Source organism: Paenibacillus sp. 22594, assembly GCF_052044425.1.
Classification (GTDB): Bacteria; Bacillota; Bacilli; order Paenibacillales; family Paenibacillaceae; genus Paenibacillus_AQ.
In genome coordinates this window covers 241,552-268,367 of the sequence record NZ_JBQENA010000005.1, presented here as the reverse complement: position 1 = coordinate 268,367, position 26,816 = coordinate 241,552, and the positions used below count along the sequence as shown (strand labels likewise).

Sequence of the window (26,816 nt, the reverse complement as noted above, 5' to 3'; positions counted from 1 at the left end):
GGACCGTTTCCGCTCTGCATTATATTGACATAGAATAAGAGACAAATCAATAACTGATGTACTGTGAAGGATGGTCAAGCAGATATCGTGCATAGGCTATCGGCTTCCGGTAGCTCTCCTTCCAGGCCCAAGTCAGTCCGGCTTTGCGGAAGCCGTAGCGCTGATCACGGCCGTTGCATTCGATGAAATAGACCCGGCCTTTTTCCGTGACGCCCATGTCCAGCCCGATGTCTGCCAGTCCGGGCAGGTTCCGCTCCAGCTCATGTGCAATGCTGAGGCTGTAAGCCAGAACGGACATGCGGATGCCTGCCGCCGCTTGCCCGGAGAATGCCTGCTCCAGTGCATATGAAGAGTCGAGAGCTTCTCCTCCCCGGGCAATGTTGGAGACGAAGCCCCCCGGCGCCGCCCGTTTGGCGAATAGTCCGGTGACCTGCCATTCCCCGCCCCAACCACGCTGCACCGTGACACGCAGATCAAACGGACAGCCCCCAATCTCTGCCAGCGGGATGCGTTCTTGAACCAGGTACGGGGCGGAAGCCAGACGCATCCGCAGTGCTCTAGGCAGTGCATCCTGATTAACCTGGGTGCTGACCCAGGTGCGCGAGCCGAAGGGCAGATAACTCCAGTTCCACAGTCCTGGACTACTCCGCGTCAGGCGCATTACGCCTTGACCGATACTTCCGCGGCAGGGCTTGAGGATAATATCTGAATAGCTGACCATCATCTCCTTCAGTCCGGGTAGGCCGGCTGAGGTGGCGGGCAGAAGCCCGCGTAGTCTGGCATTCTGCTCCAGCAGTCCATGGATCTGATCTTTGCCATAGCGGTTGCATGTATTATATACCAGTACGCCGCTGCCCAGCAGTCTGTCGATCCCGTGGCTGCCCGGGTCGTAGATAGCCCGATTGTGAATGACGTCCGGCGTCGGAATAACCACTCTCCTGTAGCCCCGGGTTTGCTTCATGTAGGCGATGCTGTAGCCGGTTTTCGTATCGATGTCGGACAGTTTCAGGAAGCAGGGGGTCAATCCGTATGCAGCGGCGGCTTCCTCGTAGCTTTTCAGCGACTCCTGTCCCGTTTTTTGCCGGGGAACGCCCCGGTGCATAGCGGCATTTAGCAGTATTCCCACGAGCTTTTGCCCCATGTTCGTTCCTCCCGTTATCTTCTATAGTTCCGGCTGTTCCTCTTTCTGTGTCATTGTATGTGTGTACTTGCCCTTTAGGGTGGACGAATGTGCTGTGGCAGATGCCCTTTTTTGGGGAAGGGGCAGAATTTACAGGCTTGGTGTAAATGGGTGTCATCCGCCTAGTGCGCTGCATATGATGCCTAGGAGAAACAATAGATGGAAGGAGGAGACTGCTTGTGAAGAGCTCCAGAAAAAATCAGCACCGCAGTTCCAAAAAACCGCTCTATATTGTGGATAATCCGAATATGAAGGAACTCAGCATGCTGGGAAGCAGTCCCAAGATACAGGAGGTTACAGACACCTCCGGAAGCGAAGTGCCGGATACCGGGAGTACAACTTTGAAGGTTAGCGGGGTGGATACGCTTGAAGCGGCGGATTCCGTGGAATCTGCCGTACTTGAGCAGCAAGCGCCTCAGGAACAGGTGGTGGAAAATTCGGTTTCGGCTGCTGAGCCTTTGCCGTTGACTCCTGAAGTCGTACTGCCAGTGGTGGAAAAAGAACGCCTGCAGCCTGTATATACGGATGATTTGTCCGACGCTGCCGTTACCGGAAGCAAAATCGCCCCCCGGACCATTGACGGGTCCAAGCTGAAATTCGGTATCATCGGAACGCCCTGGCTGCAGGATTATGCCGTGCAGAGCATCAATATCGCGGACAAGGCAGTAACTTCCTCTAAGCTGGCCCCCGAATCCGTAACGGGTGAGCATTTGGCAGAAGGAAGTATCAGCGGCGGCAAGCTGCTGGATCATTCCATCGGCGGCGAAAAGCTCAAGAATGGCAGCATTGGCCCGGAAAAGCTGGCTGACCGGATCATCGGCGGAGGTCAAATTGCCGATCAGGCCATTACGAGCCGCCATCTTAGCGACTGCATTATTACGGCTGACCTGCTTGAAGATGGAGCGGTGACCGGCGAGAAGGTTCTGAGCAGCACCATCGTCAGCCGGCATCTGGCGAACGGGAGCATTGACCGTTCCAAGCTGGCGGACGAAGCGGTAACGGGGGACAAAATAGCCGACGGAGAGATCAGCGGGGATAAGCTGGGGGACGCCGTTATTGAGAGCCGTCATATCAGCAGCGGCGCCGTTACAGGTCAGCATCTGGCTCCGGGTGCCATCGGGCCGGAACAGCTTGCCAGCCGTCTGATTGGCAAGGAGCAGCTTCAGTCCGGGGTCATTGACAGCAGCCACCTCGCCGATGGCGCGGTTGGTTCACGCCAGATTGGCAAGGAAGCGGTACGGGGGCAGCACTTAAGCCCGGAAAGTGTGAACGGCAGCCATATCGCTGACGGAGAGATCGCCAGCCGCCATTTGGCAGACCGCAGCATTTCTTTTGTGAAGCTGGCGGAAGGGGCGGTAGGAACAGCTCAGCTTGTGGAACAGGCCGTTACCTCCTCCAAAATAGCGGATCAGAGCATCCTCGCCCATAAGCTGGCCGACGAAGCTGTGATGACCCGGCATATCGCCAAATCTGCGGTAAGGGGACCACAGATTGCCATGCAGGCTGTTGCTTCAGCCCATCTGCAGCGCGAGTCTGTGGAGCATTCCCATCTGGCAGCGGAATCCGTCGGGTCTCTGCAACTCCAGGAACAATCGGTACTCACGAGCCATCTGGCAGATGGAGCTGTTACGGGGGAACAGCTGGCTTCTGGATCGGTTGACGGTGAGCATCTGCGTCCGCATAGTATCACCCCGGATAAATTGGCGGATGGGAGTGTCATTGCCGCCAAACTGGCTCCGGGTGCGGTTAACGGCAATGCAATCGCACGGGAAGCCGTCAGCGGGGAACATATTGCTTTTTGCACAGTAGAGGAAAAGAATCTGGCGGATGCGAGTGTCAGCGGTCGTGTATTGCAGCGGGCTGTTGTGGACGCCGAGCACTTGGCACAGGGGGCTGTAGAGCGCAGGCATCTTGGGGACAACAGTGTGACCTCCTCTGCGCTGCAGTCAGGTTCGGTAGTGGGTGAGAAACTGGCAACCGGCGCGGTGAAGGAGATCCATCTCTCTGCCGGTATAGTTCAGCCGCATCATTTAGCTGATCATGCCGTCACTTCATTGAAGCTGTCGCCGGAAAGTGTCTCGACCGATAAACTGGGCGATCTGGCAGTTACAGCAATAAAGCTGGCGGATGGCAGTGTGGAAGCCGCGAAGCTGGCGGCATCAGCCGTTCAGGCAGAGCACTTGAGTGCGGGGGCGGTTGGCTCTGGTGCAGTCGGTGACGCCGCTGTGCAGGGAAGACATCTTGCGCCGGGGAGTGTTAGCGGGGCACATATTCGGCCGATGTCCATCGGCAATGGACATATCGGCCCGAGCTCCATCTCGTCCATTCAAATCCAGGATGGCAGCATCAGCGGAGCTAAGCTGACAGAAGGTGCAGTCGCATCCCGCCACCTCGCACCCGGTAGTGTGGCAGGCAGCCATTTGGCGGAAGCTTCGGTGGAAGGAAAGCACATCGGGCAAGGCGGCATCACCTTAGCGCATCTGGCTGAAGAAGTCCGCAGCGGACAGATTTTGCCGGACGGCAGTATTGGCGGTGAGAAGCTGGCACCGGGAGCTGTGGGGTCCTACCATCTGGCCTCCGGAAGTATAGGGGCCGGGCATCTGGCGCCGGGAGCGGTAGAAGGACAGCATATTCGAGACGGCGAGATCACCCTGGCGCATCTGGCGGAAGAGACACGCAGTGCAGACATCCTGCCGGATGGAAGCATCAGCGGTTCCAAACTGGCCGAGGGCTCGGTAGCGGCGTTCCATCTGGCCACAGGCAGTGTGTATGCAGATCATTTGACAACGGATGCGGTAGACAGCCGCCATATCCGCTCCGGCAGCATCCGGCTTGAACATCTGGCCAAGGAAACACTGACCTCTGAATTGCTGCCGGATGACAGTATTGGAAACGGGAAGCTGGCCGCTGGTGCAGTGAGTTCGCTGAATCTCCAGCAGGAAAGCATTTATGGTGAGCATCTTGTAGACGGAATACTGCAGGAACGGCATTTGCGTCCAGGTCTGATCAAGCTTGAACATCTTGCAGATGAGTCGCGTAGTGCAGCGCTGCTGCCGGACGGCAGCGTTGGAGGAAGCAAGCTGGCGGCAGGCGCAGTAGGTTCTTCTCAGCTGGCTTCCGGCAGCGTATTGGGAGGGCATTTGGCATCGGATGCGGTGGACAGCCGCCATATCCGTGCCGGCAGCATCCAGTTGAGCCATCTGGCTGCGGAGACGCTGAGTGCGGAGCTGCTGCCGGATAGCAGCATTGAAGGCAGCAAGCTGGCAGAAGGTGCTGTAGGTACGCAGCATCTGCAGCCGCAGAGCATTCAAGGCGAACATCTGGCGGATGGAACGCTGGAAGAGCGCCATTTGGGCAGCGGCATCATCAAGCTTGAGCATCTGGCGGATGAAGTCCACAGTGCGGAGCTGTTGCCAGACGGCAGCATTGGAGGGAGCAAGCTGGCGACAGGTGCGGTAGGTACGCAGCATCTGCAGCCGCAGAGTATCCAAGGCGAACATCTGGCGGATGGAACGCTGGAAGAGCGTCATTTGGGCAGCGGCATCATCAAGCTTGAGCATCTGGCGGATGAAGTCCACAGTGCGGAGCTGCTGCCGGACGGCAGCATTGGAGGGAGCAAGCTGGCGATAGGTGCTGTAGGTACGCAGCATCTGCAGCCTCAGAGTATCCAAGGCGAACATCTGGCAGATGGAGCACTGGAGGAGCGTCATTTGGGCAGCGGCATCATCAAGCTTGAGCATCTGGCGAATGAAGTCCATAGTGCGGAGCTGTTTCCGGACGGCAGTATTGGAAGAAGCAAGCTGGCGGCAGGGGCAGTGGGATCGCATCACTTGCAGCCGCAGAGCATCTACGGCAGGCATCTGGCGGATGGAACGCTGGAGGAGCGTCATTTGGGCAGCGGCATCATCAAGCTTGAGCATCTGGCGGAAGAGGTCCGCAGCGCGGAACTGCTGCCGGACAGCAGCATTGGAGGAAGCAAGCTGACGGCTGGCGCAGTGGGTTCGCAGCATCTGCAAGCCAGGAGTATCCAAGGCGAACATCTGGCGGATGGAACGCTGGAAGAGCGTCATTTGGGCAGCGGCATCATCAAGCTTGAGCACTTGGCGGAAGAGGTCCGCAGCGCAGAACTGCTGCCGGACGGCAGCATTGGAGGAAGCAAGCTGACGGCTGGTTCAGTGGGTTCGCAGCATCTGCAAGCCCGGAGTATCCAAGGCGAACATCTGGCGGATGGAACGCTGGAAGAGCGTCATTTGGGCAGCGGCATCATCAAGCTTGAGCACTTGGCGGAAGAGGTCCGCAGCGCAGAACTGCTGCCGGACGGCAGCATTGGAGGAAGCAAGCTGACGGCTGGTTCAGTGGGTTCGCAGCATCTGCAAGCCCGGAGTATCCAAGGCGAACATCTGGCGGATGGAACGCTGGAAGAGCGTCATTTGGGCAGCGGCATCATCAAGCTTGAGCATCTGGCGGAAGAAGTCCGCAGCGCGGAAATGCTGCCGGATGGCAGCATTGGTGGCAATAAGCTGGCGGTAGGCGCGGTGGGATCGCAGCATCTGCAGCCGCAGAGCGTCTACGGCGGGCATCTCGCCGATGAAACGCTGGAGGAGCGCCATTTGGGCAGCGGGATCATCAAGCTTGAGCATTTGGCGGAAGAAGTCCGCAGCGCGGAACTGCTGCCGGATGGCAGCATTGGTGGTAATAAGCTGGCGGCAGGCGCGGTGGGATCGCAGCATCTGCAGCCGCAGAGCATCCAGGGCGGGCATCTGGCGGATGGAACGCTGGAGGAGCGCCATTTGGGCAGCGGGATCATCAAGCTTGAGCATCTGGCGGAAGAAGTCCGCAGCGCAGAGCTGCTGCCGGACGGCGGCATTGGTGGCAATAAGCTGGCGGCAGGCGCGGTGGGGCCCTACCATCTGGCTCCGGCCAGTGTATATGGAGGCCATTTATCCCCGGGTTCAGTGGACAGCCGCCATATTCGTCCTGCCAGTATCCATTTTGAACATTTGGCCGAGAGTGCTCTGAGCTCTGAACTCCTGCTGGACGGCAGCATTAACGAAAGTAAGCTGGCAGCAGGCGCAGTAGGATCGCAGCATCTGCAACTACAGAGTATACAGGGCGGGCATCTCGCCGATGAAACGCTGGAGGAGCGGCATTTAAGCCCTGGCATCGTTAAGCTGGAACATCTCGCAGAGGAAACCCGCAGCGCGGAACTGCTGCCGACTGGCAGCATCACTGGAGAGAAGCTCGCATTTGCCACCATCGGAACGGAGCATCTGGCTGAAGGTGCAGTGGGAAATTCTGAGCTTCAGGACGAAGCAGTAGATGCCTCCAAAATAACCTCATTCGCAATCCAGTCCCGCCATTTGGAAGAAGATAGCGTACAGGGATATCATATTGCTCCTGGTTCCATCACGAGCGATCATCTGACTCCCGGCTTGGTAAATGCCGAACACCTGTCGTTCAGTCCGGTACAGAGTGCCGGCAACCGGGAAGTGCTGCAGCAGTTTGGCATGACAGCCTTCATGTTCAACGGTGATGCGGAGAGTGTAGAGGTGACTGTAGCTTTTGATGAAAGCTTCGGCCATACCGGTTATGTCCTTGTCGCCATGACCAATCAACCGTTCTTTCACGCTTCATTGAAGAACAGAGGAGGCGGGGAAGCTGTTATTGAAGTGGTGCGGCTGCGTGAAACCTCCCATTTCTATGGTGTGTTATCCTGGATTGCCCTCGGCACTCCCTTGGTGAAGCCGGTGGCCGATCATCGGGTATTTGATTAATCGGCTGATGGGCTGAACTTTTAGGAAATGCGGGGTCATCTCAGAGCATAATGAAGTTATTGTAAAAGGGGGCGCAGCCAATGGCTGCGCCCCCTTTTACGCTGCGAAGAACCAGGGGCTGGCACTTACGATGTTATGCGAAAATTTGGTTCGGGTTGCTGCAGCCGAAGGCTCATGACCACTGCCCGGGTTCCCTTCAAACGGTACCTTAGCCGGACTCAGCAACGAGCGGGCATTTGTCCAAATTTCTGTCTGGAGGGAGACACTTGCCGTTACCCGGGACAGCATAATACATAGACTGTGATGTAACCCTCAGCCCGGAGACCATGTCCTGCAAGGAAGGTGGATGAGCTTGAAACATACACGTACATCTGCCCGCCGCACGGGTCGGCGGGCTTTGCGACCAACGCGGAGGATTCCCCGGCCAGTGCGTTCTGCCATGCTGCGCGCTGCGGCCAATCACCCGGAGCCTTATGTGTCGGTAATCATTCCGGCCATGAATGAAGCGGAAACGATTGCCAAGGTGATTGCGGGGGCGAGGGGAGTCCATCCCCGTTGTGAGGTTATTGTTGTCGTTAATGGCTCTGTTGACAATACAGCAGACATTGCGTTGTCACTGGGTGCTCAGGTCATTCACTTCGAGCAGCCGCTCGGACATGATGTGGGCCGAAGTATCGGAGCAGAGGCTGCGAAGGGAGAAGTGCTGCTTTTCACCGACGGTGATCTTGTCATTCCTGCCTCACAGCTGCGCCCCTTTGTGGCCGCAGTCAGTCAAGGTACAGATGTGGCTCTAAATGATTATTCCGGTCCGGTCCGCGGCAAATTCCCGCATCCGGTAGTGCTCTCCAAGCATGCGCTCAACATTATCCTGGGCCGTCCAGACCTGAAAGGCTGCTCAATGACGGCAGTGCCTCATGCGCTCAGCCGCAAAGCGTTTGCTGATCTGGGAAGCAGTCTGTTGTCACGGCCGCCCCTGGCACATGCACAGGCTGTGCTTGACGGCCTGTTTGTGAAGGCGGTGCATAAGATCCCTGTCGGTAAGTTGAATGCAATCCGTCGTAAGCGGGCGGGGGCTGATCCGTTACGCGAAGTCATCCTCAGGGATCATCTTGATGCGGCAGGTTTGGTGATTCAGCGCAGAGGCGAAAGAGCAGGCTTCAGTGACGGGAACCGGCGAAGGGAGATGGTGAGATGATAGCTGAGATGCCTGACGCTATATCCAACTCCCGGCAAAAGGCGACTGTGTCTGCGGCACATTCCACCCGCCGTTCTAGGGCAAAAGCACGGCAGGCTCCGGCTGTGCGGAAGACACGGGCTGGCGCACCTGGTGCATCTGGCCATGGCAGTTCTGCAGCAGCCCATGTTCAAGCGGCGGGAGCTTCACCTTCCCGCCGCAATGGGGAGGGCCGTTCCTCCTCCTGGCGCAAGAACGCCAGATCTGCTGCTGCCGGTAGAGCCGCCGGCCGCCGGAGCACCGCAGGCAGTCCTGCCTCCATCCGTCAGGGGGCAGGCAGCCCCCTTCACCACATTGCGGCGGGAGGTAATGCCCGGGGCTCCGCCGTCTACCGGGGAGCAAAGCCCCAGCTGCCGCAATGGGGCGGCTCCCTGTCGGTGATTATATCGGCCCGCAATGAAATGCGAACCCTGCCAGGGCTGTTGAAGCAGGTGCAACAGCTGCATCCGGCTGAAATCATCGTAGTACTGAATGGATGCACGGATGATAGTTATAAGTGCACCCGGCTATGTAAGCAGGCTACGGTGGTGCACTGCCCGGAATCTGCCGGGCATGACGTAGGCCGGGCACTTGGGGCTAAGCTCAGCCGGGGCGACATCCTGCTGTTCCTCGATGGAGATATGGTCATCTCTGCACCGCAACTGGCTGTTTTTGCAGCGGCAGTGGACGGTGGGGTGGATGTGGCACTGAATGATCTGGATGCGCTGCTGCCCTCATTTGGTTTATGCGATGATGTCACCCGCTGCAAGCTGTATCTGAACAGTGTTCTGGGGCGGAGTGATTTGGGCGTCAGCTCGATGACAGCCGTGCCGCACGCCCTGTCACGGCGGGCCTTGGAGCGGATCGGCTACCGTGAGCTGATGGTCCCGCCCAAAGCGCAGGCGCTCTCGATTATAGAGCAGCTTCGGGTAGAAAAAGCCGGAACGGTGAACGTCATTAAGCATAACCGTCTCCGCCAGGGAAACATAGGAGCCGGCAATGCCATGGAGCAGCTGATTGCCGGTGACCATGCCGAAGCACTGCTCCGGGTGCTGATCCACCGTGACAAAAACGGGGGGCTTACCGGTGAAAGCCTGCTGGAGCAGCGGCGGCAAATGGCAGCCTGGAGGAACAGCATATGACGATGACTAGTATTATTATTCCTACGTACAATAGGGTCGGCCTGCTGCGCTCCTGTGTCGAATCCATTAAGGCTCATACTGAATCTGCTTACGAAATAATCGTGGTCGACAATGCTTCAACGGATGGTACAGACGCATACTGCCGCGAGAATAAACTGACCTTTATTTCACTGCCGGCAAACCGGGGGTTTCCAGTGGCCTGTAATCTGGGGCTGCAGCTGGCCTCGGGCGATGAACTGCTGCTGCTGAACAATGACGTTATTGTGCCGAGGGGCTGGCTTGAGCGCTTAAAACATGCCTTGTACAGTGCACCGGACATTGGCATCGTGGGACCTGTAACGAATTATGCCAGCGGGCGGCAGCGGGTAAGCACAACGTATACGGATATTGCGGAATTCCACGCCGAGGCTGAGCGGGTGAGTCTTCAAGGGCACCACGGGTGGAGTGAAACACGTCGGCTGATCGGTTTATGCTTTTTATTGAAAAGAGAGCTGATGGAAACCATTGGACTCCTGGATGAGCGGTACTCTCCCGGACATTATGAGGACGATGATTACTGCTACCGTGCCCGGCTGCGGGGCTACCGGCTGCTGATAGCCGGGGATTGCCTTGTGCATCATGAGGGAAGCGCCAGCTTCAAGGAGGTCTACTCCTCCGGGCTTCAGGAGCTGGTCGAACGGGGCCGCAGGATGTTCATGGACAAATGGAATATAGATCCTGCGCAGTTCATCTAAAAGGTTGACCCAAAGGCTAAAGCCACAGATAAAAAGGAGGAAAGTAAGTGAAAGGAGTCATACTGGCGGGCGGAACAGGATCAAGACTATATCCGCTGACCCGGCTTATGAACAAACATTTGCTTCCGGTCGGCAAATATCCCATGGTGTGTTACGGTATAGACCGATTGCGCCAGGGGGGCATAACCGATATTCTCCTGGTCATCAGCAAGCAGTCCGCGGGGCAATATACGGATTTTTTAGGCAGCGGCGCAGAGTTTGGCGTCTCTCTGACTTACAAAATTCAGGAGGCTGCCGGAGGCATTGCGGAGGCACTGGAGCTGGCAAAAGGATTCATTCTACCGGGTGAGCGGTTTGTTGTGCTGCTTGGTGATAATCTGTTTATGGATGATTTGACACCTTATCTAAAGCAGTATCTGCAGCAGCCTCAGGGGACGGCCAAGGTCTTGTTGAAACCGGTGGAGGATGCACGGAGATACGGCGTCCCGGTGTTCGACAGTCAGAATACCGGCTTGATTGCATACATCGAAGAGAAGCCGGAGCATCCGAAGACAAAATATTGCGTAACCGGTATATACATGTACGATGAGGCTGTATTTGATATTATCCGGCGCGTGTCTCCTTCCAAAAGAGGGGAGCTTGAGATCACCGACGTGAACAATATTTACGCCGCAGACCGTAGACTCAGTTACGATGTGCTCAAGGAATGGTGGAGTGACGCCGGAACATTCCAGTCTCTGTACGAAGCCGGAGAAAAGCTGAAAAACACGCTGCCGTGAGGCGCGTGTTTTTTGCGTCGGGGCCAGCGGCGCTCCAATAACGGCAAAAATGCCGTTGTTGCCGCCGGAACCGGCTAGCGGCACGCCAACAGCGGCAGAAATACCGTTGTTGCCGCCGAAACCGGCTAGCGGTATGCCAATAGCGGCAAAAATGCCGTTGTTGCCACCGAAACCGGCTAGCAGCACGCCAATAGCGGCAGAAGTGCCGTTGTTGCCGCCGAAACCGTCCAGCGGCGCTCCGATAACGGCAAAAATGCCGTTGTTGCCGCCGGAACCGTCCAGCGGCACGCCAACAGCGGCAGAAGTGCCGTTGTTGCCGCCGAAACCGTCCAGCGGCACGCCAACAGCGGCAGAAGTGCCGTTGTTGCCGCCGAAACCGTCCAGCGGCACGCCAATAGCGGCAGAAGTGCCGTTGTTGCCGCCGGAACCGTCCAGCTGTGTCGGAGCAACGGCTAGCAATCCGCCTTTACTTCTCCCGCAGCTTCACAACCAGCTGCAGCTTAGCGTCCGCGTCAGGCCAGGCTCCCAGCTGGAGCCTGGATGGCAGGCCGTGCGATCCGCCACCAGATCAGCTCATCAGCCTCCCGGTGCTTTTGCGCGCCCAGGTGCTGAAGCACTTTGTGCGAGGCGGCATTGTTTTTTTCGGTATCGGCGATGACCCAGAGTGCCCGGGGATCGCTGAAGATCCAGTCGCAGATACACTGCACTGCCTCCGTTGCGTAGCCTTGTCTGCGGTGGCTCTCATGGATGACATAACCCACAATGACCTCACCAAGATCATTTGGACAGCCTTTGAGAATGATGAAGCCGATCAGGCGTTGCTCTTCCCGCTGAATTACCGCCCAGTTCGTCAGCCACGGGTAGTTGAGCGGGTCCTGCATTACCTTGGAGTGTCTGATCTGCATGGCATACTGCATTTCATCATCCAGTTCAGTTCCGCTGGGGTTCAGGCCCAGAGTCTGCTCCAGTCCAGCATAGTTGATTCCCGCCAAGGATAGCTCCGCCAGGGTTAAAGGCCGTAAATCCAAGCGGGCACTTGTGATTTTCAATAGAAATACCTCCAGTTCCGATCTTGCCATTTTTGAGATTTTTATGTAAAAGGTTCAAATCCAACCTCAGCATAATCTCGCCGTTTAACTTTTGTCAATCCTTCCCATTCACCCGCTACTCCCCGTTAACTTACAGTAAAGCCGCGCACCGCACGGGCTTCTGCCGCATATGCTGTAGCAGGGCGTTTGAGCAAAGGAGACATGAAGGTGCAGAGTAAAATAACGAAGGTCCTGCAGCACATGGCCCATACGCACGAACAGATGGCGCGGATTCTCGACGCCGAACGCCACGTCGCCGTCCGTATGTCGCAAATTGTCCATGATCTGCCGGATGTAGAGCCTGACTTTGGCGGATTCAGCGGGCTGGTGGAGAGCACGGGTCAGGTCAACAAAAATATTATTGCCTACCTGAATGCGATTGCTGATCTCGAAGAGGCGATGGCTGAAGGGGTAGGAAGGGTCATCAAGGAGCTGGGCGGCCAGGAAGAAGAGTAGCGCTTAAGGAGCAGGAGGTGGAAGATGAGCAGAGAAAAAGCTTTTCTGCAAATGCTGGAGTCGTCCGCTACTATCCAGTGGAACATCGCGATGATCCTTGAGGCCAAAGCGGTGGAAGCGGAAAAAGTGAAGCAGTGGACACAGCATCATATCCACGCTAGAGCGTTCGACTCCCATGAAGAACAGTTGAAGGAATCCATCTCCATTCACGAGGTGATCGTGGAAATGGTAGAGGGGCTGACCAAGCTGGAAAACGGATTGTACAGCAATCTAAAAGCAGTGCTGGGCAGCGGTGAAGAAGGCGGCGAAGGATTCGGTGGTATGACCGGTGACGGCTTCGATTTCGGGGAGGACAGCAAATGAGCGGCGGGCTGCGCTCTGAACATGCCGTCAAGCTGGAGATGATCCGCTCCATTGCCCGCAGTCAGGCTGCACTTGCGGCCATCCTGGAGAGTATCGCCGAGGTTACAGGGCAATCGGAGCTGACAGCCCGCAAGCTGAGCGACAATATCCGGATACTAAGCCAATATCAAAGCGCGATGTGCCGGATGATGTCCGGTATTTCGCTGCACCGGCCCAAACGGGGAATTCCTGCTGCGCCATGGCTGAGTACGGCTTGCGCAGGCGGCACCTCTAGAAGTACATGGAGTACAGGAGGAGTAGAAGGATGAAGAAAAAGAAAGTTGGAAAGCTGCGTTCAGGCGGCAGAACCCGCAGACGCATACTGCTGTCGCGCAAAGCCAGAGTCCGCAAGGGGCCTCTACGCAAAGCACGGAGAGGAATGCTCCGCCGGACAGGCAAGACCAAGAGAAGTCTCTTGCTGCGCAGAAAAAGAAGACTCCGCCGCCGGATTGTCCGGAAAGTGCATGTCATTCAGCCGCCGGTACAGGTAGTAGCTGCTATCGAGGCTCCGCCCGTGCCGCAGGTAGTGCCGCTCCCCCCGGATTTGGGCGTCCCGCCGGAAACGCCCCCGGGAGACGCCTTTCAGCAGGGCTACACCGAAGCATACAACGTGGGGTTCGATGCGGGTTTCGCCAAGGGCTTCGAGGACGGGCATAAGCTGGAGCTTGGCTAAACCGCGCGGAGTCACAGAATGAGCTGCTCTGTAGAGGCCGGGAGATGCATACCGCCTCTATAGAGCTTTGCGGGCTTCTCTGCACTATCGATCTTGCTCCCGGATATGATAGACTTCTTAACAGAATCTCTACCAGGTTCAAATGTCGATAGGAAAGCAGGGATGTACATGAGTGGGAATGAGATACGTATTGCACGAAAAGATGAGATCGGAGAGATCATGGAGCTGATTGCCAAATGTGTACAGGTCATGCAGGACGGCGGAAGTGACCAATGGGATGATACTTACCCGAACCGTGAGGTCATTGGGAAGGACATTGCTGACGGCACCTTATATGTCTGTGTGGATCAGGCTGCCATCGCCGGCATCATTGTGCTGGACAACAACCAGGCGGAGCAGTATGAAGCGATTGACTGGTTAGAGGTGAAGGGGCCGAATCTGATTATGCACCGGCTGGCCGTTCATCCGGAGGTTCAGGGCAAGGGTATTGCCCGCAAGCTGAATGCTTTTGCCGAGGAGTACGCGCGCAGCGGCGGCTACAGCAGCATCCGGCTGGATACCTATGCCAAGAACACAAGAGCATTGGCGCTGTATTCTTCTCTAGGCTATGAACGCAGAGGGGAAGTGGATTTTCCCGGGCGTACAGCGAACTTTCCTGTGTTCGAGAAGGTGCTGACATCCGGCGCGGAATAATGGACAAGCCTGTAAAGGGCGACCGGGGAGCATTTAAAAGATAAGCAAAAAAGCATTGGGTAGATATTTAATGTTAGAAAACATAACGTAAAAATAGTGTTAAAATCAAATTTATACCTGCGCGAGCATGGAAATCGTCAAATGTTATTTTATATAACGCGTATTGACAATAAACTTGTCTTTAACTTATGATAGGGTTATTCAGCAAGCAATTGAATAATCCTTTTTTTCGTATATCCTTAATAATTGGTTTAAGGGTCTCTACCGGGAACCGTAAATTTCTGGCTACGAAAATATGCCTTGGCATATTTTTGTGGCCTTTTTGTGTTAGCGGCGGCTAAGGATTGCAGAAGACAAGGGGGACGGCGAAGATGGCAAACATCCTGATCAAAAACGCAGAGATTATCACCATGAACAAACAGGAAGCAATCATATACGGAGATATCCGCATCCAGAACAACCTGATTACGGAGATCGGCAGCGGGCTTGTGGTGCAGGGGGACGAACGGGTGATTGATGCCACGAACCGCACGGTCATTCCGGGTTTTGTGCAGACCCATATTCATCTCTGCCAGACGCTGTTCCGGGGCAAAGGGGATGATCTGGAGCTGATGGACTGGCTGCGCAAGCGGATCTGGCCGCTCGAAGCGGCGCATGATGAGGAGTCGCTTTACTATTCCGCCATGCTGGGGATTGGGGAGCTAATCTCCAGCGGTACGACGACCATTGTAGATATGGAGACGGTGAATCATACAGATTTTGCGTTTCAGGCGATTGCGAAGAGCGGCATCCGCGCCTTGTCGGGCAAGGTGATGATGGATCAGAAGAACGCCGATGTGCCCGCAGCTTTGCAGGAAGAGACGTGGGCTTCGCTGCAGGAGAGCGTAGATCTGCTGGAACAATGGAACGGGTACGGGAATGGACGGATTCAGTATGCATTTTCGCCGCGTTTTGTGATCTCTTGTACCGAGCCGCTGCTGCGGGAGGTGCGTGACCTGTCCGAGCGATATGGGGTTAAGGTGCATACACATGCCTCTGAGAATTTGGGGGAAATCGAGATCGTTCAGGCCATGACCGGGATGCGCAACATCGTCTATCTGGATCATCTGGGACTGGCGAATGAACGCCTGATTCTGGCGCACTGCGTCTGGGTGGATGAGGAGGAGCGGCGTATCTTGCGCGACAGGGGCGTTCATGTCAGCCATTGTCCCGGCTCCAACCTGAAGCTGGCTTCGGGCATCGCTGATACACCGGGCATGTTGCATGATCACATTCATCTCAGCCTTGGCGCAGATGGTGCTCCATGCAACAACAACCTGGATATGTTCAATGAAATGCGCCTGGCCGCCATGATCCAGAAGCCGCAGCATGGACCGACCACGATGGATGCAAGAAGTGTTTTCCGGATGGCTACGATTGGCGGAGCCCGGGCCGTGGGTATGGAGGATCAGATTGGCAGCATTGAAGTCGGCAAAAAAGCGGATCTGGCGATCCTGAACCTCTATAACTTCCACACCTTCCCTTCCTTCGATGTAGATCCGATCTCCCGTATTGTCTATTCCGCAACCCGGGCTGATGTGGAAACGACGATTGTCGACGGCGAAATCCTTATGGATAAAGGTCTGCTGAAAACTGTAGACAAGGATACGGTACTGCATGAAGCCAACCGTTCCATTAAAAGACTGCTGGCGCACACGTCGCTGGTCTAGATATCCGCTAACGCTATAAGAAGCAGAGGGTAGAGGCCCTCTGCTTCTTTTTGACTTTTTTAGTGATTTCGGGAACCTTTCCATTAGAATTGAGGTCATATCAAGTGAGGTGAAGACGTTGGAACTGGGATGGGAATTGGAACAGCAGCAGCTGGCGCATGCAGCAGCCATGAGCGAAGAGCAGCTGAGGCGGATTATGGGTTTTTACGGCGATGATATATGGAATTATATTTATTACCTCACCAAAAGCGCCGATATGGCGGATGATCTGGCACAGGAGGTATTTATTAAATGTTATTACCGGATCGGAACCTATCGGGGGTCCTCTTCCTTGAAGGCGTGGTTGTTCACCATCGCGAGGAACACCGTGTTCTCCTACCGCAAATCGCGGTTCTTCCGGTCGGGGCTCTGGGGCGGTGTACAGACCATCACTAAAGCTGAACCCGCCAAGAACAGCTTCCCTGATGAACTGCTGGGAACGGTCCGCTCTGCGGAGATGGAATACCTCGGCATTCGCCGGATGGATGAGATCTGGAGTGTGATCATGCAGCTTCCCGACAAGTTCCGTGAGGTGCTGGTGCTCGATCTGAAAGCGGAGCTGTCTATTCAGGAAATCGCCGGATTGACGGGACTTTCTACGGGAACCGTCAAATCCAGGCTGCACCGTGCGAGGCATAAAGTCCAGGAGAAATTAAGGGGGATGGAATCATGAAGGAGCGGGAGCCGAAGTGGTATGAAGAAGCGCGGAACGGTCCATTCCGGGAATCGAGGTTCACGGATGCGGCTGCCGATAAGGTCATTATGCATGTGCGAAGCGGTGTGCCGGGACCGGAACGGGCAGGCCAAAAGCTGCGGCGAAGCTTCATAGCGGCTGCGGTCATCCTGCTGTTGGCCGTAGCCGGTGCGATCCTGCAGCAGAAAGGACTTCTGGGGGAAGGCAGACAGGCAGGCTTGTTCTACCAGGAGGTGAAGACCCCCGACCTCACCGATGCCGGACTCCGCAAGACAGCCGAGCGCGTAATGCAGGAGCAGCTTGGTAAGAAGCTGCCTTTTGTGGGGCTGGAGCGGATGGATAGAATCAATGAGGCCAGGCTTACTTTTGGAGAAGCGTCATCTCCCAGCACCTTCAGAATGAATACACAGACTGGCGATGTAAAGGAGTGGAATATGACCGCCTATTACAGCCTTGAGGAAATCGATCCGACACTGATCAGCGATGCCACGGAAAAGCTGCGGGACAGCGGGTATGACGGGGAGTTTACAGTTACCAGGCTTAAGAGGAACGTAGTGTTCTGGCAAGAAACTGATCAGGCCGTCCGGATTCATGAGGTTCTATTCGGGAAGGAGGGACTAATCGATTATGCAAACGGTATTTATGCAGGAGCGAACCTCAACCTGGATGCTGATGAGGTGGGTGATGAGGTGATACAGAAAGCGGACAAGGCCCTTAAGCTGCTTAGAGACGAGGGTGAAGATCACTTGTATCAGATTACACGGGGACTGGGTGCAGAGTGGGATGTCATCAATTTCATCTATGGAGAGGATGAAAATGGGCCTTCCAGAGTGATAATGGATTATGCAACACATGACATTCTGCTGGTTGAGGACAACACCCTCTATATTGAAGGGTCCTATGATTCCGGAATTCGTGGAGAGCAGGATACGAAGCTGCTGGCTATGGATAACGCGAAGCTTCAGAGCTCGGCAGCAGCTATTGCTGATGAGCTATTCGGCATCCGGTTGGAGGATTATACGGTGGTTAACAAAAGAATAGGGAATATTACATTTGAGAGTCCTGGGGGAGAGTCGCGCATCAACGCCTCGTTCAACCATGACGGAATATTCTACAGCATGGGACGGCAGGTGAGCACTCCAGAATGATGAGCTGAGGCGATCTTAAATAGATGTTAGTAAGGGACGTGCGCCTGTAAAGGCGGCGTCTCTTTGTTTGTTTACCGTGTAGAGTATTGCTATACTAGAGAAATGTGATATTTTACAGAAAAAGAGAATTGGATTTACAAAAATCATCTAAAAGTTAAGAGGGGACGTTATGAACGAGAGTAAGCCTGTGCGGGTAGGGGCACATTTCTATATCGTGGCGGCGCTGATCTGGCTGAAGCTGCTGCTGCTGCGGGGGCTGTTTTTTGACCGGATTGCCTGGGAATGGATTGCCGCGGATTTGGCACCGGTGCTGCTGATGATGGGAATCCTGGCCCTGGTCCTTCCGGCCCGGCTGAAGACGGGTGTCTACTGGGTATTCAACGGCCTGTTGTCGCTGCTGCTGTTTGCGGCCAGTGTCTATTTCAATCATTTTGGCTCGGTTCCAACGTACCTGGCTCTGTATGAGCTGAATCAGGTCTTTCAGGTAAAAGAGAGTGTAGAGTCTACGATCCAGATTGTGGATTATCTGTTTTTTGCGGATCTTGTGGTCGTGGTGGTCTATAGGCTATTCCGCCGATGGAAAAGAGGGGCGGCCTTATCGCCGCGCCGCTATGTCTCGCCGGGTGCACGGAGAGCGCAGTGGATCGTGATACTGGTTGCGATTATCGGCGGCGGCTCGTTGTCAGCCTACTCCATTCACGCGGCCCGCGGAATTACCAACGAGCTGGTGCAGGCGGAGAGCGCGGGATTCCTGAATTATGAGGTATTCGCAGCAATGAAATCCCAGGAAGACAACGGCCTTATCGGTACTGGAGATATCAACGAAACCATTACCAAGGTTGATGCACTTGAGGCTTCTTATCTATACAGCGGCAAGCCTGCGGGAACGGTTCCCGATGATTTCGGTTCGCAAAAAGGGAAGAATGTAATTGTTATTCAAATGGAAGCCTTTCAGAACTTTCCGCTGCATCAGTCCCTGGACGGGCAGGAGCTGACGCCGGTGCTGAACGGTTTGGCGGGGGAAGGCTTTTATTTTCCGCATGTCTACCAGCAGATTGGGGCGGGCAACACCTCGGACGCCGAGTTTATGAGCAATACCTCCATTTATCCGATTGCTTCGCTGGCAATGTCCACAGGCTTCGGAGACCGGGTGCTGCCGAGCCTGCCGCGTCTTTTGCGGGATAAAGGTTATGAGGCGTATACGTTTCATGTGAACAAGGTCGGCTTCTGGAACCGCAACGAGCTGTATCCGGCGCTGGGCTTCAATGGTTACTATGACAAGGGAGCCTTCAAAAATGACCATTTCAATGCCTTCGGCGCTTCCGACGAGCAGCTCTATATTACGGCCGTAGAGAAGCTGTCTGCACTGCAGTCCAAGGGAACGCCATTCTATGCCCAGCTGGTGACGGCTTCCAGTCATCATCCCTTCAAAATCCCGGATGCCTTCAAAAAAATCACCCTGCCGGACAAATTGAAGAATACAATGCTGGGTGATTATCTGACCGCCATCAACTATACGGATTATGCTGTAGGAACACTTATCGAAGGACTGAAGCAAAATGGGCTCTGGGACAACACTGTGCTGGTGCTGTACGGTGACCATTTTGGGCTGCAGCCGCAGGATGTTCCTCCGGAGCAGGTGGAGGAGGCACTCGGAATCCCTTACGATTCGCGGATCAGCCGCTTCAATATCCCACTCATTATCCATGCGCCGGGAATGGCAAAGGGCCAGGTTGTAGAACGCACCGGGGGGCAGCTGGATATTATGCCTACCCTTGCGAATCTGCTTGGAGTATCGCTGAAGCAGGAGGGATTCACGGCCTTCGGGCATGACCTGCTTAATATTGACCGCAACGTGGTGGGGATGCGCTATTATTCGCCGACAGGAACTTTTTTCAATGATAAGATTATGTTCGTGCCGGGCAAGGGCTTCGCAGATGGTAAGGCAGTATCGCTGGATACGCTTCAGCCTGTGGCGGATTACAGTCAATATCAAAGTGATTATGATTATATTCTGAAGCTGATGGGCTTATCGGACGAATATGTGAAGCTGCTTCCGCAGCGGTAAGGGAGAAAAGATGAAACGATTATTCAAAGCAGAACATCTCATTGTCCTGGCGGGTTGTGGTCTGATTATTTATTTGCTGTTTGTACAGCCGTTCGTGGGGGTTGCCGATAATGGCGATTTCAAGCGGATGATGAGTACCATAGGACTGGATTATTATCATGCTGCGGAAAGCTATGCCGACCGCTTTTTCAGCTTCAGCCATTCCAGATTCTCCTATGAAAATTTGTTCCAGGGCTTCTATCCGTCCTCGCAGATTGTGCTGGTGCTGGTGCCAAGACTGCTGGCCGGGCTTGTGCACGGCAGTTATTTTGATATCCGCCTGCTGGCGGCGGTGTATGCACTATTGCTGCTGGCAGCCACCTGGCTGACCGTGAAGGTAGGGGCGCGCAGCTCTTATATAACAGGTCTGCTGCTCGGTGCAGGAATGCTTGTTGTATTTTACGATATCGGGTATTTGGCCTACTTCAATTCACTGTTCGGTGAGCCGGTGTCGATGGTGGCCATGCTGCTTACCTTTGCACTGGGACTTAGGCTGGCAGGACAGGAGCGGCCGACAACTAAAGGCCTGACGCTGTTTTTTATCGCTGTCCTGTTTCTGATCTGCTCCAAAATCCAGAATGCGCCGGTCGGCATCGCCTTCTCCCTGATCTTTCTGCGGTTTATGACACTGAACGGGACGGGGAACTGGCGCAAGCTGGCGATGCGGTTCGCGGTGGCGGTGTGTCTTGTCTCAGTGATGATGTATGTGGCCGCACCCAAAGAGCTGAAGCATATCAACCTCTATCAGACTGTATTTTTCGGGATTTTGAACCAGTCGCCGGATGTGAAGGGGGATTTGCGTGAGCTGGGCTTGCCGGAGAAGCTGGAAGTGCTGGCGGGAACCAATTATTTTGAGGCTGGTACGGCTATCAAGCAGGATGATCCGTCGCTTCAGGCGGATTTCTATGACCGGGTGTCCCATAAGGACGTGCTTTTCTTCTATATCGGGCATCCCTCACGGCTGGTGGGCGGTATGAAATATGCGGCCCGGAACAGTATGGACCTCCGTCCTTATTATCTGGGAAACTATGAGAAGTCGGAGGGTCTGCCAAAGATGGCCTTATCCTATAAATACAGCACCTGGAGCCAGTTCAAAAGAGAGGTTCTGCCGCATTCGCTAGGCTTCTTGGCTATTTTCTATCTGCTCTACTATGCCGGAGTTCTCTTTGAGTATTTCCGTAGCCGGGAATTGCGTGGACGGATCGCGGGTGAACTGCTGATGCTCCTGGGTCTGATTGGACTATTTTCATTCCTGGTTCCGATTCTGGGCGATGGCCGGGCCGATATCGGGAAGCACTTGTTTCTGTTCAATGTCTGCTTTGATATGATGGCTGTGGCCATGTTCGGCTGGCTGGTCCACAAGCTTGTTCTACTAGCACAATCCATGCTCGGGAAAGACGGCCGCTATGGGCGATAAACAACATCAGGCACGGATGGAACAAGCCAGAAAAGACCTGCACACCTTGGCCTTGGAGCATGGGATCCGGCACCCCCAGGTGCTCCGCCAATCGGTGAAGCTGGATGCCCTGATCAATGAATATATTGATTGTCAGGCTGCTGATGACGAGAAACACTTGCAGAGGGACCAATAGATTACTATGCGGGAAAATGAATAAGGCACCTGAACAGGTAGGTTCTATCTGTTCAGGTGCCTTATTTTGTGTCTGCACAGATGTCAGTCCTCTGCCAGCAGTTCGCGCAACATCTTCTCACGGTCGTTCATGAAGGCTTTGGTTACGCTATAGTGCTCCGTATCCTCCAGTTCAACCTGACGGACTCCACTGCCCTCCAGCAGATAAATATCAGAATTAGGATAGGACATCAGAATAGGGGAGTGAGTGGCGATGATAAACTGCGAATGCCGCTCCACCAGCTCATGCATGCGCACCAGCAGCGACATTTGCCGCAGCGGTGAGAGAGCCGCTTCCGGCTCGTCGAGAATATAGAGGCCTTGTCCCCCAAAGCGGTGGACAAAGGCAGCGAAAAACGATTCTCCATGCGACTGCTCATGCAGTGACTTGCCGCCGTAGGAATTTGAGATCTTGTTGCTCCGTACCCCCGGCACCTCAGGACCACCATCCAAGTCGTCAATATAGGAGGCTACATTGTAGTAGCTTTCCGCACGCAGAAAGAAACCGTCCCGCGGGCGTCTCCCCCCTTTGGCAAGCCGCAGGTACTCGTACAGGCTGGAGTGTGAGGAACGGGTGTTGAAGGAAAAATTCAGTGTTCCTCCTTCCGGATTAAACCCCCAAGCCGCAGCAATACCCTCCAGCAGCGTGGATTTCCCCGTCCCGTTCTCTCCGACAAGAAAAGTAACCTGTTTCTGAAAAGCAAGTTTGCTGAAGCTGCGGATCACCGGCAGATCAAATGGGTAGGCCTGAAAGGAAGGGACCCGTTCACGCAGCAGCTCCGCATGGCGGATATAGAGCATGGTGTTATCCATCGCAACCATTGTCCCACTCTCCCAATCTTATTTTCTCTCACTTGCTTTCATAATTGTAGCCCGAGTGGAACCATTCTGCAAAGGTTCGGGCATCCCGGGCGAAAGACAGGGGGCATATGCCAATTTCGGCCGGATACAGACAGATGTCCATGAGGCGGATGCTGACTCCGCATATAGTTATATTGTCTTGAGAATATGACGGGGCAGGGTGAAAGCCGTGAAATCAAAAAAGAGAAGAGTGCCTCCACGGGATTACCGCGAAGGTTATCAGGAAGGCTACCGTCTCGGCCTGTGTGAAGCCGTGAAGCGCCTGAATTCTCCAGAGGCAGGAGCATGCCGGCCTTTCAAGCTGATGTATGTTCCTCAGGGATTTCAAGCGATTGATACGGGGGTAACGGAAGCACTGGGACAGCTCGTTAGTGAACTGATCATCAGCTCACCGGAAACGATGCTGGAAATAGCCGCCCGTGAGTCGCCTGGAGCCGTGCTGGTCATGAATGGTCTGCATGTGTTTCCCGAGAATCATCTGGAACAGATCACGGAGATACGTAAACTGGGTATTCCTACGGCAATCTGGTTTGTGGATGATCCTTATTTTACGGAGGATACATCGGTCATTTGCCAGCATTACGACCATGTCTTTACACATGAATTGGGATGTGTAGAGTTCTACCATGACCTGGGAGTGGGCTCTGTACATTACCTGCCGCTCTGCGTCAATCCGCAGATGTTCTATCCTCGCCGCACAGGTCCGCAGTATCAGTATGATATTGTGTTCATCGGCAATGCCTTCCGCAACCGGACGGAGCTGTTCGATGAGCTGGCCCCGTTTCTCCGGGGCAAGAAAGTGTTGATTGCCGGAGGCTTCTGGGAGCGCCTGAACACCTTTGAGGAGTTGTCGCCTTTTATTAAAGACGGTTTTATCCCTCCGGAGGAAACCGCAAATTATTACAGTGGTGCGAAGCTGGTTATTAACATTCACCGTCCATGGGAAGGCGGGCACGATAACCGGAACACCTTCCAGCTTCCTTCACGTTCAATTAATCCCCGGACCTATGAAATTAATGCCTGCGGGACGATGCAGCTAACCGATGTCCGTGAGGATCTGGGCAGCCATTACCGTCCGGGCAAGGATCTGGAGACCTTTGCAGGTGCCGACGAGCTGAAGCACAAAATCGAATACTATCTGAAGCACGAGAAGGAGCGCCGGCAGTTCGCTCTACAGGGGCTTCAGACCACGCTCCGCCATCATACTTTCCTTGCGCGTCTGCCATATCTGCTAAATGTGCTTACCTCATAAGTCTGAAATCCAAAATAAGGAGCGAATACCATGAACAATAATTTTATCATGCCGGCACCACCACTGCCACGGACGCCAGCGGAAGAAGAGAAGCTGCGTGGCCGTCTGACCGGCTTCAAGGTTGGATTCGATGAAGGCTATCTGCGGGGAAGACTTGCCATCCTGGATGGCCGCCCGGAGGAGCCGCTTCCGGTCCGCAACATCCATGTGATGTACGTGGCATCGGGAAAAGGTTATCCGTATTCGCCGCTTGACGATGCGGTACTCTATGCCCTGCAAAAATTGACGGCTAAGGTCACGATTACCGATGTGCGGCAGAATCTGGTGGAGCTTGCGGATGCGGAACGCCCCGATCTTGTGCTTGTTCTGGATGGAATGGATCTGCCGCTCGATCAGGTTGCGATTCTGCGCAGCAAAGGCATCAAGACAGCGATCTGGCTTACAGATGATCCGTATTATACGGATTTCACTATAAAAATCGTAGCCCACTACGATTATGTGTTCACCTTGGAGCAGAATTGTGTGGAATTCTACCGCGGTCTGGGATGCACTGAGGTGCATTATCTGCCCTTTGCCGCCCACCGGGAACATTACCGTCCAACGACAGGCCGGTCACCGGTCAGCCGGGATATCAGCTTCATTGGCTCGGCCTACTGGAACAGAGTTCATTTCTTCCGCGAGATTATGCCGGAGCTGATGAGCTACAACACCATTATCAACGGTATTTGGTGGGACCGTCTGCCGGAGGCACCCCTGTATGGGGAACGCATTGAGATCGGCAAATGGATGACACCGCAGGAGACGGCGGTCACCTACAGCGGCTCCAAAATCGTCATTAACCTCCACCGTTCCCATATTGATGAGGCTGTGAATAACAACACGTTATCGATCACTGCCGCTTCACCTAACCCGCGCACCTTTGAAATTGCAGCCAGCGGAACACTGCAGCTCAGTGATGCGAGAGATGATATGGGCTCATTTTATAAAGTAGGGGAAGAAATCGACACGTTCACAAGCCCGCAGGAAATGATGGAAAAAATCCGCTTTTACCTGACTCATGAAGAGGAGCGCCGCGCCATGGCTCTGCGCGCTTTTGAACGGACGCTTAAGGATCACACGTATACCAAACGCCTGAATCAGTTGTTGACTGTGATTTACGGATAGGCTGTACGAGTACAGGAAGAAATGTGCGTATATCCGGGGGACAGGTGTCGTGCCGGCATTTGTTCCTCCTCAATATACTACTGGAGTACCGGGCTTTGGTGCCCTGCCGCAGAGCTCTGCGGCATCCGCAGCGGGCCCCTCCGCTTACGGTGAAACGGATGCTCCGAAGTGAGTTTTACTGCGAAGAAGTACCGTGTAGCATTGGCTCCGTAAAACTAAGCGGATGCTTCCGAAGCGAGTTTTACTGCGGAGGTATGAACTGTAAGTAATGCTCCGTAAAACTAAGCGGATGCTTCCGAAGCGAGTTTTACTGCGAAGGTATGAACTGTAAGTAATGCTCCGTAAAACTTTTAGGAGGTGAATGGCTGCTCTATAGCCTTGCAGGGAGCGCCGACACACCATGGCCGACAAAGCGACAATCGTGCTTTTTTCCCATGTATCCAATACACGCAGCATTACTGGTGCGGAGAAGCTGCTGCTGTTCTTCAGCCGGGAGCTGTTACCGTATTTCAACTGCATTCTTGTGGCACCCCAGGAGGGCAAGCTGACCCGGCAGGCGCGTAAGAATGGACTGAATGTGCAGCTGCTGCCGATTCCGCTGGTCTACGGGATATATACTCCTTATGCCGGCCTGGAGGCGGATATCCGTAAATTTCAGGAAAGCCGTGAATACGGCGAGCTGCTAGACTGGCTTACCGCGCTGCGTCCGGCTTTTATTATTTCCAGCACCTGTGTTCATGCTTTGCCGGCGATGGCGGCGAAATCACTGGGTATTCCGGTGGTGTGGAAGATTTCGGAGACGATCACGGACAACGAGTTCACTCCCATTAGCACGGGGTTGATCCACAAGAACAGTGATGAAATTCTGGCCATCTCTCACACGGCTGCGGCCTGTTTTCCTGAAGATATCCGCGAGGGGAAGGTGACGCAGCTTCCTCCGTCCTGGAATGAAGCAGAAATGATGTTCGAAGCCTGGAGCAAGCTGCGGGGCGAGCGCCGCCGTGACTTGCGGATTGCGCCAGCAGAGCCGCTGCTCGGCTATATTTCTTCCTTCATTAATAAAGAAAAGGGACTGGAGCATTTCATCAAAATGGCTGTTCTTGTATCGGGACAACATCCTGAAGCGAAATTCATCGTGGTCGGCACACCCGGAGATAAAAGCTACTATGAGCGCTGTGTACGCAAGGTCAAGCTGGAAGGCCTCACCTCCCGCTTCAAATTCATCGGTTATGAAGAGAGTCTTCCCGACATCTATTGTGCTATGGATATACTGGTCGTCCCCAGCCTGATCCGCGAGGGCTTCGGGATGACAGCCCTGGAAGGAATGGCCTTCGGCAAACCGGTGGTGGCCTATGCCTCCGGCGGCTTGTATGAAATTCTTCATGCTGCCGGATGTGAAGGACTGCTGGCGCCGGTGGGGGACATTGACGTCCTCGCACAGCGGGTGAACCTTCTGCTGGCGGAGCCGGGCCTGGCAGCTGCGATCGGTAGCCAGGTCCGGGAGCGCATCGACGCGGTCTACGGACCGGCGGCCTACCGCGCCCGGCTGCTGGGCCTTGCGGAGAGGTGGCATCTCCGCTACTGCCTCGCGCCGCCAGATCCTGCCGGCGCACCGGAGCCCCCCGCTGCCGATGCTTCGGGCAGCGGCGAGCCCGCCCCGCCGCCGCAGCCGGAGCCGCGGCGGCGGGGCCCTGGGAGCCGCGCTGCACGGCTGCGGCGCGGCAAGCTCCGGCGCGGCAGGCTCCGCCGCGCCACAACCCGGGCGCGCAGCCGCAAGCGCCCGGGCCGGAAGCGACGCGCAGCCGCAAGCGCGCGCCGGAGGGGCAGCGGCGGCAAGCACCGCCGCGCGGGCCATGCACGCCGCCGGGCGAAGCGGCGGCGCAAGGCGGCCTAGGCCTGCGGGGGGCAACGCAGGCCTCTGGTCTAGGCACGCCGCCGAAGAAGGCGTGCCCCTGAAGCCGCTGCGCACCGCATGTGCGCAGCAGCCTGCAGACGCACCGTGCACGCAGTAACGGCAAAAATGCCGGTACATCCGCCACCCATGCACACATGCGCCTAACAACGGCAGAAATACCGTT

At 55.2% G+C, this 26,816-nt stretch carries 25 protein-coding genes and 1 riboswitch; of the genes, 20 read left to right on the top strand and 5 right to left on the bottom strand.

Annotated elements, in window-relative coordinates; all coding sequences use genetic code 11:
- Window positions 1–46: 46 nt before the first annotated feature.
- The gene (locus tag ACTJKB_RS18480; protein ID WP_440835877.1) at window positions 47–1,141 is read right to left on the bottom strand and encodes a YheC/YheD family endospore coat-associated protein; all 1,095 of its coding nucleotides are present in this window, start codon (window positions 1,139–1,141) and stop codon (window positions 47–49) included.
- A 218-nt stretch (window positions 1,142–1,359) separates the two neighbouring features.
- On the opposite strand from ACTJKB_RS18480, the gene ACTJKB_RS18475 reads away from it, so the two are divergent.
- Window positions 1,360–6,954: a WIAG-tail domain gene (locus tag ACTJKB_RS18475; RefSeq protein WP_440835876.1), complete on the top strand. Its 5,595-nt coding sequence runs from the start codon at window positions 1,360–1,362 to the stop codon at window positions 6,952–6,954.
- A gap of 96 nt (window positions 6,955–7,050) precedes the next feature.
- Here the strand turns inward: ACTJKB_RS18475 and ACTJKB_RS18470 are convergent, their stop codons facing one another.
- Window positions 7,051–7,242, bottom strand: a complete 192-nt coding sequence (locus tag ACTJKB_RS18470; RefSeq protein WP_440835875.1) for a hypothetical protein — start codon at window positions 7,240–7,242, stop codon at window positions 7,051–7,053.
- Window positions 7,243–7,300: 58 nt separating this feature from the next.
- Here ACTJKB_RS18470 and ACTJKB_RS18465 point away from each other — a divergent pair, with 58 nt between their 5' ends.
- From ACTJKB_RS18465 to ACTJKB_RS18450, 4 genes are read left to right on the top strand one after another with little or no spacing between them, the layout of a single operon-like run.
- Window positions 7,301–8,149, top strand: a complete 849-nt coding sequence (locus ACTJKB_RS18465) for a glycosyltransferase family 2 protein (protein WP_440835874.1) — start codon at window positions 7,301–7,303, stop codon at window positions 8,147–8,149.
- Window positions 8,146–9,309: a glycosyltransferase family 2 protein gene (locus tag ACTJKB_RS18460; RefSeq protein WP_440835873.1), complete on the top strand. Its 1,164-nt coding sequence runs from the start codon at window positions 8,146–8,148 to the stop codon at window positions 9,307–9,309. The genes ACTJKB_RS18465 and ACTJKB_RS18460 overlap by 4 nt, the downstream gene beginning before the upstream one ends.
- On the top strand, window positions 9,306–10,043 hold the full coding sequence (locus ACTJKB_RS18455; RefSeq protein ID WP_440835872.1) for a glycosyltransferase family 2 protein: 738 nt from the start codon (window positions 9,306–9,308) through the stop codon (window positions 10,041–10,043). Before ACTJKB_RS18460 ends, ACTJKB_RS18455 begins: the two co-directional genes overlap by 4 nt.
- Window positions 10,044–10,090: 47 nt before the next feature.
- Window positions 10,091–10,822 carry a sugar phosphate nucleotidyltransferase gene (locus ACTJKB_RS18450; protein WP_440835871.1) on the top strand — a complete coding sequence of 244 codons (732 nt, stop codon included), beginning with the start codon at window positions 10,091–10,093 and terminating at the stop codon, window positions 10,820–10,822.
- Between the two features lie 176 nt (window positions 10,823–10,998).
- On the opposite strand, the gene ACTJKB_RS18445 is transcribed toward ACTJKB_RS18450, so the two are convergent.
- Entirely contained in the window at window positions 10,999–11,271 is a 273-nt protein-coding gene (locus tag ACTJKB_RS18445) for a hypothetical protein (protein ID WP_440835870.1), read from the bottom strand.
- A gap of 63 nt (window positions 11,272–11,334) precedes the next feature.
- Entirely contained in the window at window positions 11,335–11,871 is a 537-nt protein-coding gene (locus ACTJKB_RS18440) for a GNAT family N-acetyltransferase (protein ID WP_440835869.1), read from the bottom strand.
- 201 nt (window positions 11,872–12,072) lie between these two features.
- Between ACTJKB_RS18440 and ACTJKB_RS18435 the strand changes: the two genes are divergently transcribed.
- From ACTJKB_RS18435 to ACTJKB_RS18385, 11 genes are all read left to right on the top strand, one after another.
- Window positions 12,073–12,366 (top strand): nucleoside-diphosphate sugar epimerase, encoded by a 294-nt coding sequence (locus tag ACTJKB_RS18435; protein WP_083606978.1) that lies wholly within the window; start codon window positions 12,073–12,075, stop codon window positions 12,364–12,366.
- A gap of 24 nt (window positions 12,367–12,390) precedes the next feature.
- The gene (locus ACTJKB_RS18430) at window positions 12,391–12,729 is read left to right on the top strand and encodes a restriction endonuclease subunit S (protein WP_440835868.1); all 339 of its coding nucleotides are present in this window, start codon (window positions 12,391–12,393) and stop codon (window positions 12,727–12,729) included.
- Complete coding sequence (locus ACTJKB_RS18425; protein WP_440835867.1) at window positions 12,726–13,037, top strand: hypothetical protein; 312 nt, start codon at window positions 12,726–12,728, stop codon at window positions 13,035–13,037. The genes ACTJKB_RS18430 and ACTJKB_RS18425 overlap by 4 nt, the downstream gene beginning before the upstream one ends.
- Window positions 13,034–13,441 carry a hypothetical protein gene (locus ACTJKB_RS18420; RefSeq protein ID WP_440835866.1) on the top strand — a complete coding sequence of 136 codons (408 nt, stop codon included), beginning with the start codon at window positions 13,034–13,036 and terminating at the stop codon, window positions 13,439–13,441. Before ACTJKB_RS18425 ends, ACTJKB_RS18420 begins: the two co-directional genes overlap by 4 nt.
- 168 nt (window positions 13,442–13,609) lie before the next feature.
- Window positions 13,610–14,134: a GNAT family N-acetyltransferase gene (locus ACTJKB_RS18415; protein WP_440835865.1), complete on the top strand. Its 525-nt coding sequence runs from the start codon at window positions 13,610–13,612 to the stop codon at window positions 14,132–14,134.
- Window positions 14,135–14,343: 209 nt separating this feature from the next.
- A riboswitch (purine riboswitch) is annotated at window positions 14,344–14,442 on the top strand.
- Window positions 14,443–14,505: 63 nt separating this feature from the next.
- Window positions 14,506–15,843, top strand: a complete 1,338-nt coding sequence (locus ACTJKB_RS18410) for a 5'-deoxyadenosine deaminase (RefSeq protein WP_440835864.1) — start codon at window positions 14,506–14,508, stop codon at window positions 15,841–15,843.
- Window positions 15,844–15,952: 109 nt separating this feature from the next.
- Window positions 15,953–16,555, top strand: a complete 603-nt coding sequence (locus ACTJKB_RS18405; protein ID WP_440835863.1) for an RNA polymerase sigma factor — start codon at window positions 15,953–15,955, stop codon at window positions 16,553–16,555.
- Window positions 16,552–17,724: a hypothetical protein gene (locus ACTJKB_RS18400; RefSeq protein ID WP_440835862.1), complete on the top strand. Its 1,173-nt coding sequence runs from the start codon at window positions 16,552–16,554 to the stop codon at window positions 17,722–17,724. The genes ACTJKB_RS18405 and ACTJKB_RS18400 overlap by 4 nt, the downstream gene beginning before the upstream one ends.
- Before the next feature lie 169 nt (window positions 17,725–17,893).
- Window positions 17,894–19,792, top strand: coding sequence for an LTA synthase family protein (locus ACTJKB_RS18395; protein WP_440835861.1), 1,899 nt, complete (start codon window positions 17,894–17,896; stop codon window positions 19,790–19,792).
- Window positions 19,793–19,802: 10 nt separating this feature from the next.
- The gene (gene wsfD, locus ACTJKB_RS18390) at window positions 19,803–21,248 is read left to right on the top strand and encodes a glycan biosynthesis hexose transferase WsfD (RefSeq protein WP_440835860.1); all 1,446 of its coding nucleotides are present in this window, start codon (window positions 19,803–19,805) and stop codon (window positions 21,246–21,248) included.
- Complete coding sequence (locus ACTJKB_RS18385) at window positions 21,238–21,423, top strand: aspartyl-phosphate phosphatase Spo0E family protein (protein ID WP_440835859.1); 186 nt, start codon at window positions 21,238–21,240, stop codon at window positions 21,421–21,423. Before wsfD ends, ACTJKB_RS18385 begins: the two co-directional genes overlap by 11 nt.
- An 83-nt stretch (window positions 21,424–21,506) precedes the next feature.
- Here the strand turns inward: ACTJKB_RS18385 and ACTJKB_RS18380 are convergent, their stop codons facing one another.
- Window positions 21,507–22,283, bottom strand: coding sequence for an AAA family ATPase (locus ACTJKB_RS18380; protein ID WP_440835858.1), 777 nt, complete (start codon window positions 22,281–22,283; stop codon window positions 21,507–21,509).
- Window positions 22,284–22,482: 199 nt separating this feature from the next.
- On the opposite strand from ACTJKB_RS18380, the gene ACTJKB_RS18375 reads away from it, so the two are divergent.
- The 4 genes from ACTJKB_RS18375 to ACTJKB_RS18360 all read left to right on the top strand — a co-directional run bounded on the left by ACTJKB_RS18375 (window position 22,483) and on the right by ACTJKB_RS18360 (window position 26,632).
- Window positions 22,483–23,574: a CgeB family protein gene (locus tag ACTJKB_RS18375; RefSeq protein WP_440835857.1), complete on the top strand. Its 1,092-nt coding sequence runs from the start codon at window positions 22,483–22,485 to the stop codon at window positions 23,572–23,574.
- Window positions 23,575–23,604: 30 nt separating this feature from the next.
- Window positions 23,605–24,738 (top strand): CgeB family protein, encoded by a 1,134-nt coding sequence (locus tag ACTJKB_RS18370; protein ID WP_440835856.1) that lies wholly within the window; start codon window positions 23,605–23,607, stop codon window positions 24,736–24,738.
- Between the two features lie 49 nt (window positions 24,739–24,787).
- The gene (locus ACTJKB_RS18365) at window positions 24,788–24,910 is read left to right on the top strand and encodes a hypothetical protein (RefSeq protein ID WP_440835855.1); all 123 of its coding nucleotides are present in this window, start codon (window positions 24,788–24,790) and stop codon (window positions 24,908–24,910) included.
- Window positions 24,911–25,138: 228 nt separating this feature from the next.
- Window positions 25,139–26,632, top strand: a complete 1,494-nt coding sequence (locus tag ACTJKB_RS18360; RefSeq protein ID WP_440835854.1) for a glycosyltransferase family 4 protein — start codon at window positions 25,139–25,141, stop codon at window positions 26,630–26,632.
- Window positions 26,633–26,816: the final 184 nt, after the last annotated feature.

Coding starts and splice junctions, on each gene's coding strand:
- ACTJKB_RS18480 (WP_440835877.1), bottom strand. CDS start 1,141: ATGGGGCAAAAGCTCGTGGGAATACTGCTAAATGCCGCTATGCACCGG.
- ACTJKB_RS18470 (WP_440835875.1), bottom strand. CDS start 7,242: ATGCTGTCCCGGGTAACGGCAAGTGTCTCCCTCCAGACAGAAATTTGG.
- ACTJKB_RS18465 (WP_440835874.1), top strand. CDS start 7,301: ATGAGCTTGAAACATACACGTACATCTGCCCGCCGCACGGGTCGGCGG.
- ACTJKB_RS18460 (WP_440835873.1), top strand. CDS start 8,146: ATGATAGCTGAGATGCCTGACGCTATATCCAACTCCCGGCAAAAGGCG.
- ACTJKB_RS18455 (WP_440835872.1), top strand. CDS start 9,306: ATGACGATGACTAGTATTATTATTCCTACGTACAATAGGGTCGGCCTG.
- ACTJKB_RS18435 (WP_083606978.1), top strand. CDS start 12,073: ATGAAGGTGCAGAGTAAAATAACGAAGGTCCTGCAGCACATGGCCCAT.
- ACTJKB_RS18430 (WP_440835868.1), top strand. CDS start 12,391: ATGAGCAGAGAAAAAGCTTTTCTGCAAATGCTGGAGTCGTCCGCTACT.
- ACTJKB_RS18425 (WP_440835867.1), top strand. CDS start 12,726: ATGAGCGGCGGGCTGCGCTCTGAACATGCCGTCAAGCTGGAGATGATC.
- ACTJKB_RS18420 (WP_440835866.1), top strand. CDS start 13,034: ATGAAGAAAAAGAAAGTTGGAAAGCTGCGTTCAGGCGGCAGAACCCGC.
- ACTJKB_RS18415 (WP_440835865.1), top strand. CDS start 13,610: ATGAGTGGGAATGAGATACGTATTGCACGAAAAGATGAGATCGGAGAG.
- ACTJKB_RS18410 (WP_440835864.1), top strand. CDS start 14,506: ATGGCAAACATCCTGATCAAAAACGCAGAGATTATCACCATGAACAAA.
- ACTJKB_RS18400 (WP_440835862.1), top strand. CDS start 16,552: ATGAAGGAGCGGGAGCCGAAGTGGTATGAAGAAGCGCGGAACGGTCCA.
- ACTJKB_RS18395 (WP_440835861.1), top strand. CDS start 17,894: ATGAACGAGAGTAAGCCTGTGCGGGTAGGGGCACATTTCTATATCGTG.
- wsfD (WP_440835860.1), top strand. CDS start 19,803: ATGAAACGATTATTCAAAGCAGAACATCTCATTGTCCTGGCGGGTTGT.
- ACTJKB_RS18385 (WP_440835859.1), top strand. CDS start 21,238: ATGGGCGATAAACAACATCAGGCACGGATGGAACAAGCCAGAAAAGAC.
- ACTJKB_RS18380 (WP_440835858.1), bottom strand. CDS start 22,283: ATGGTTGCGATGGATAACACCATGCTCTATATCCGCCATGCGGAGCTG.
- ACTJKB_RS18370 (WP_440835856.1), top strand. CDS start 23,605: ATGAACAATAATTTTATCATGCCGGCACCACCACTGCCACGGACGCCA.
- ACTJKB_RS18360 (WP_440835854.1), top strand. CDS start 25,139: ATGGCCGACAAAGCGACAATCGTGCTTTTTTCCCATGTATCCAATACA.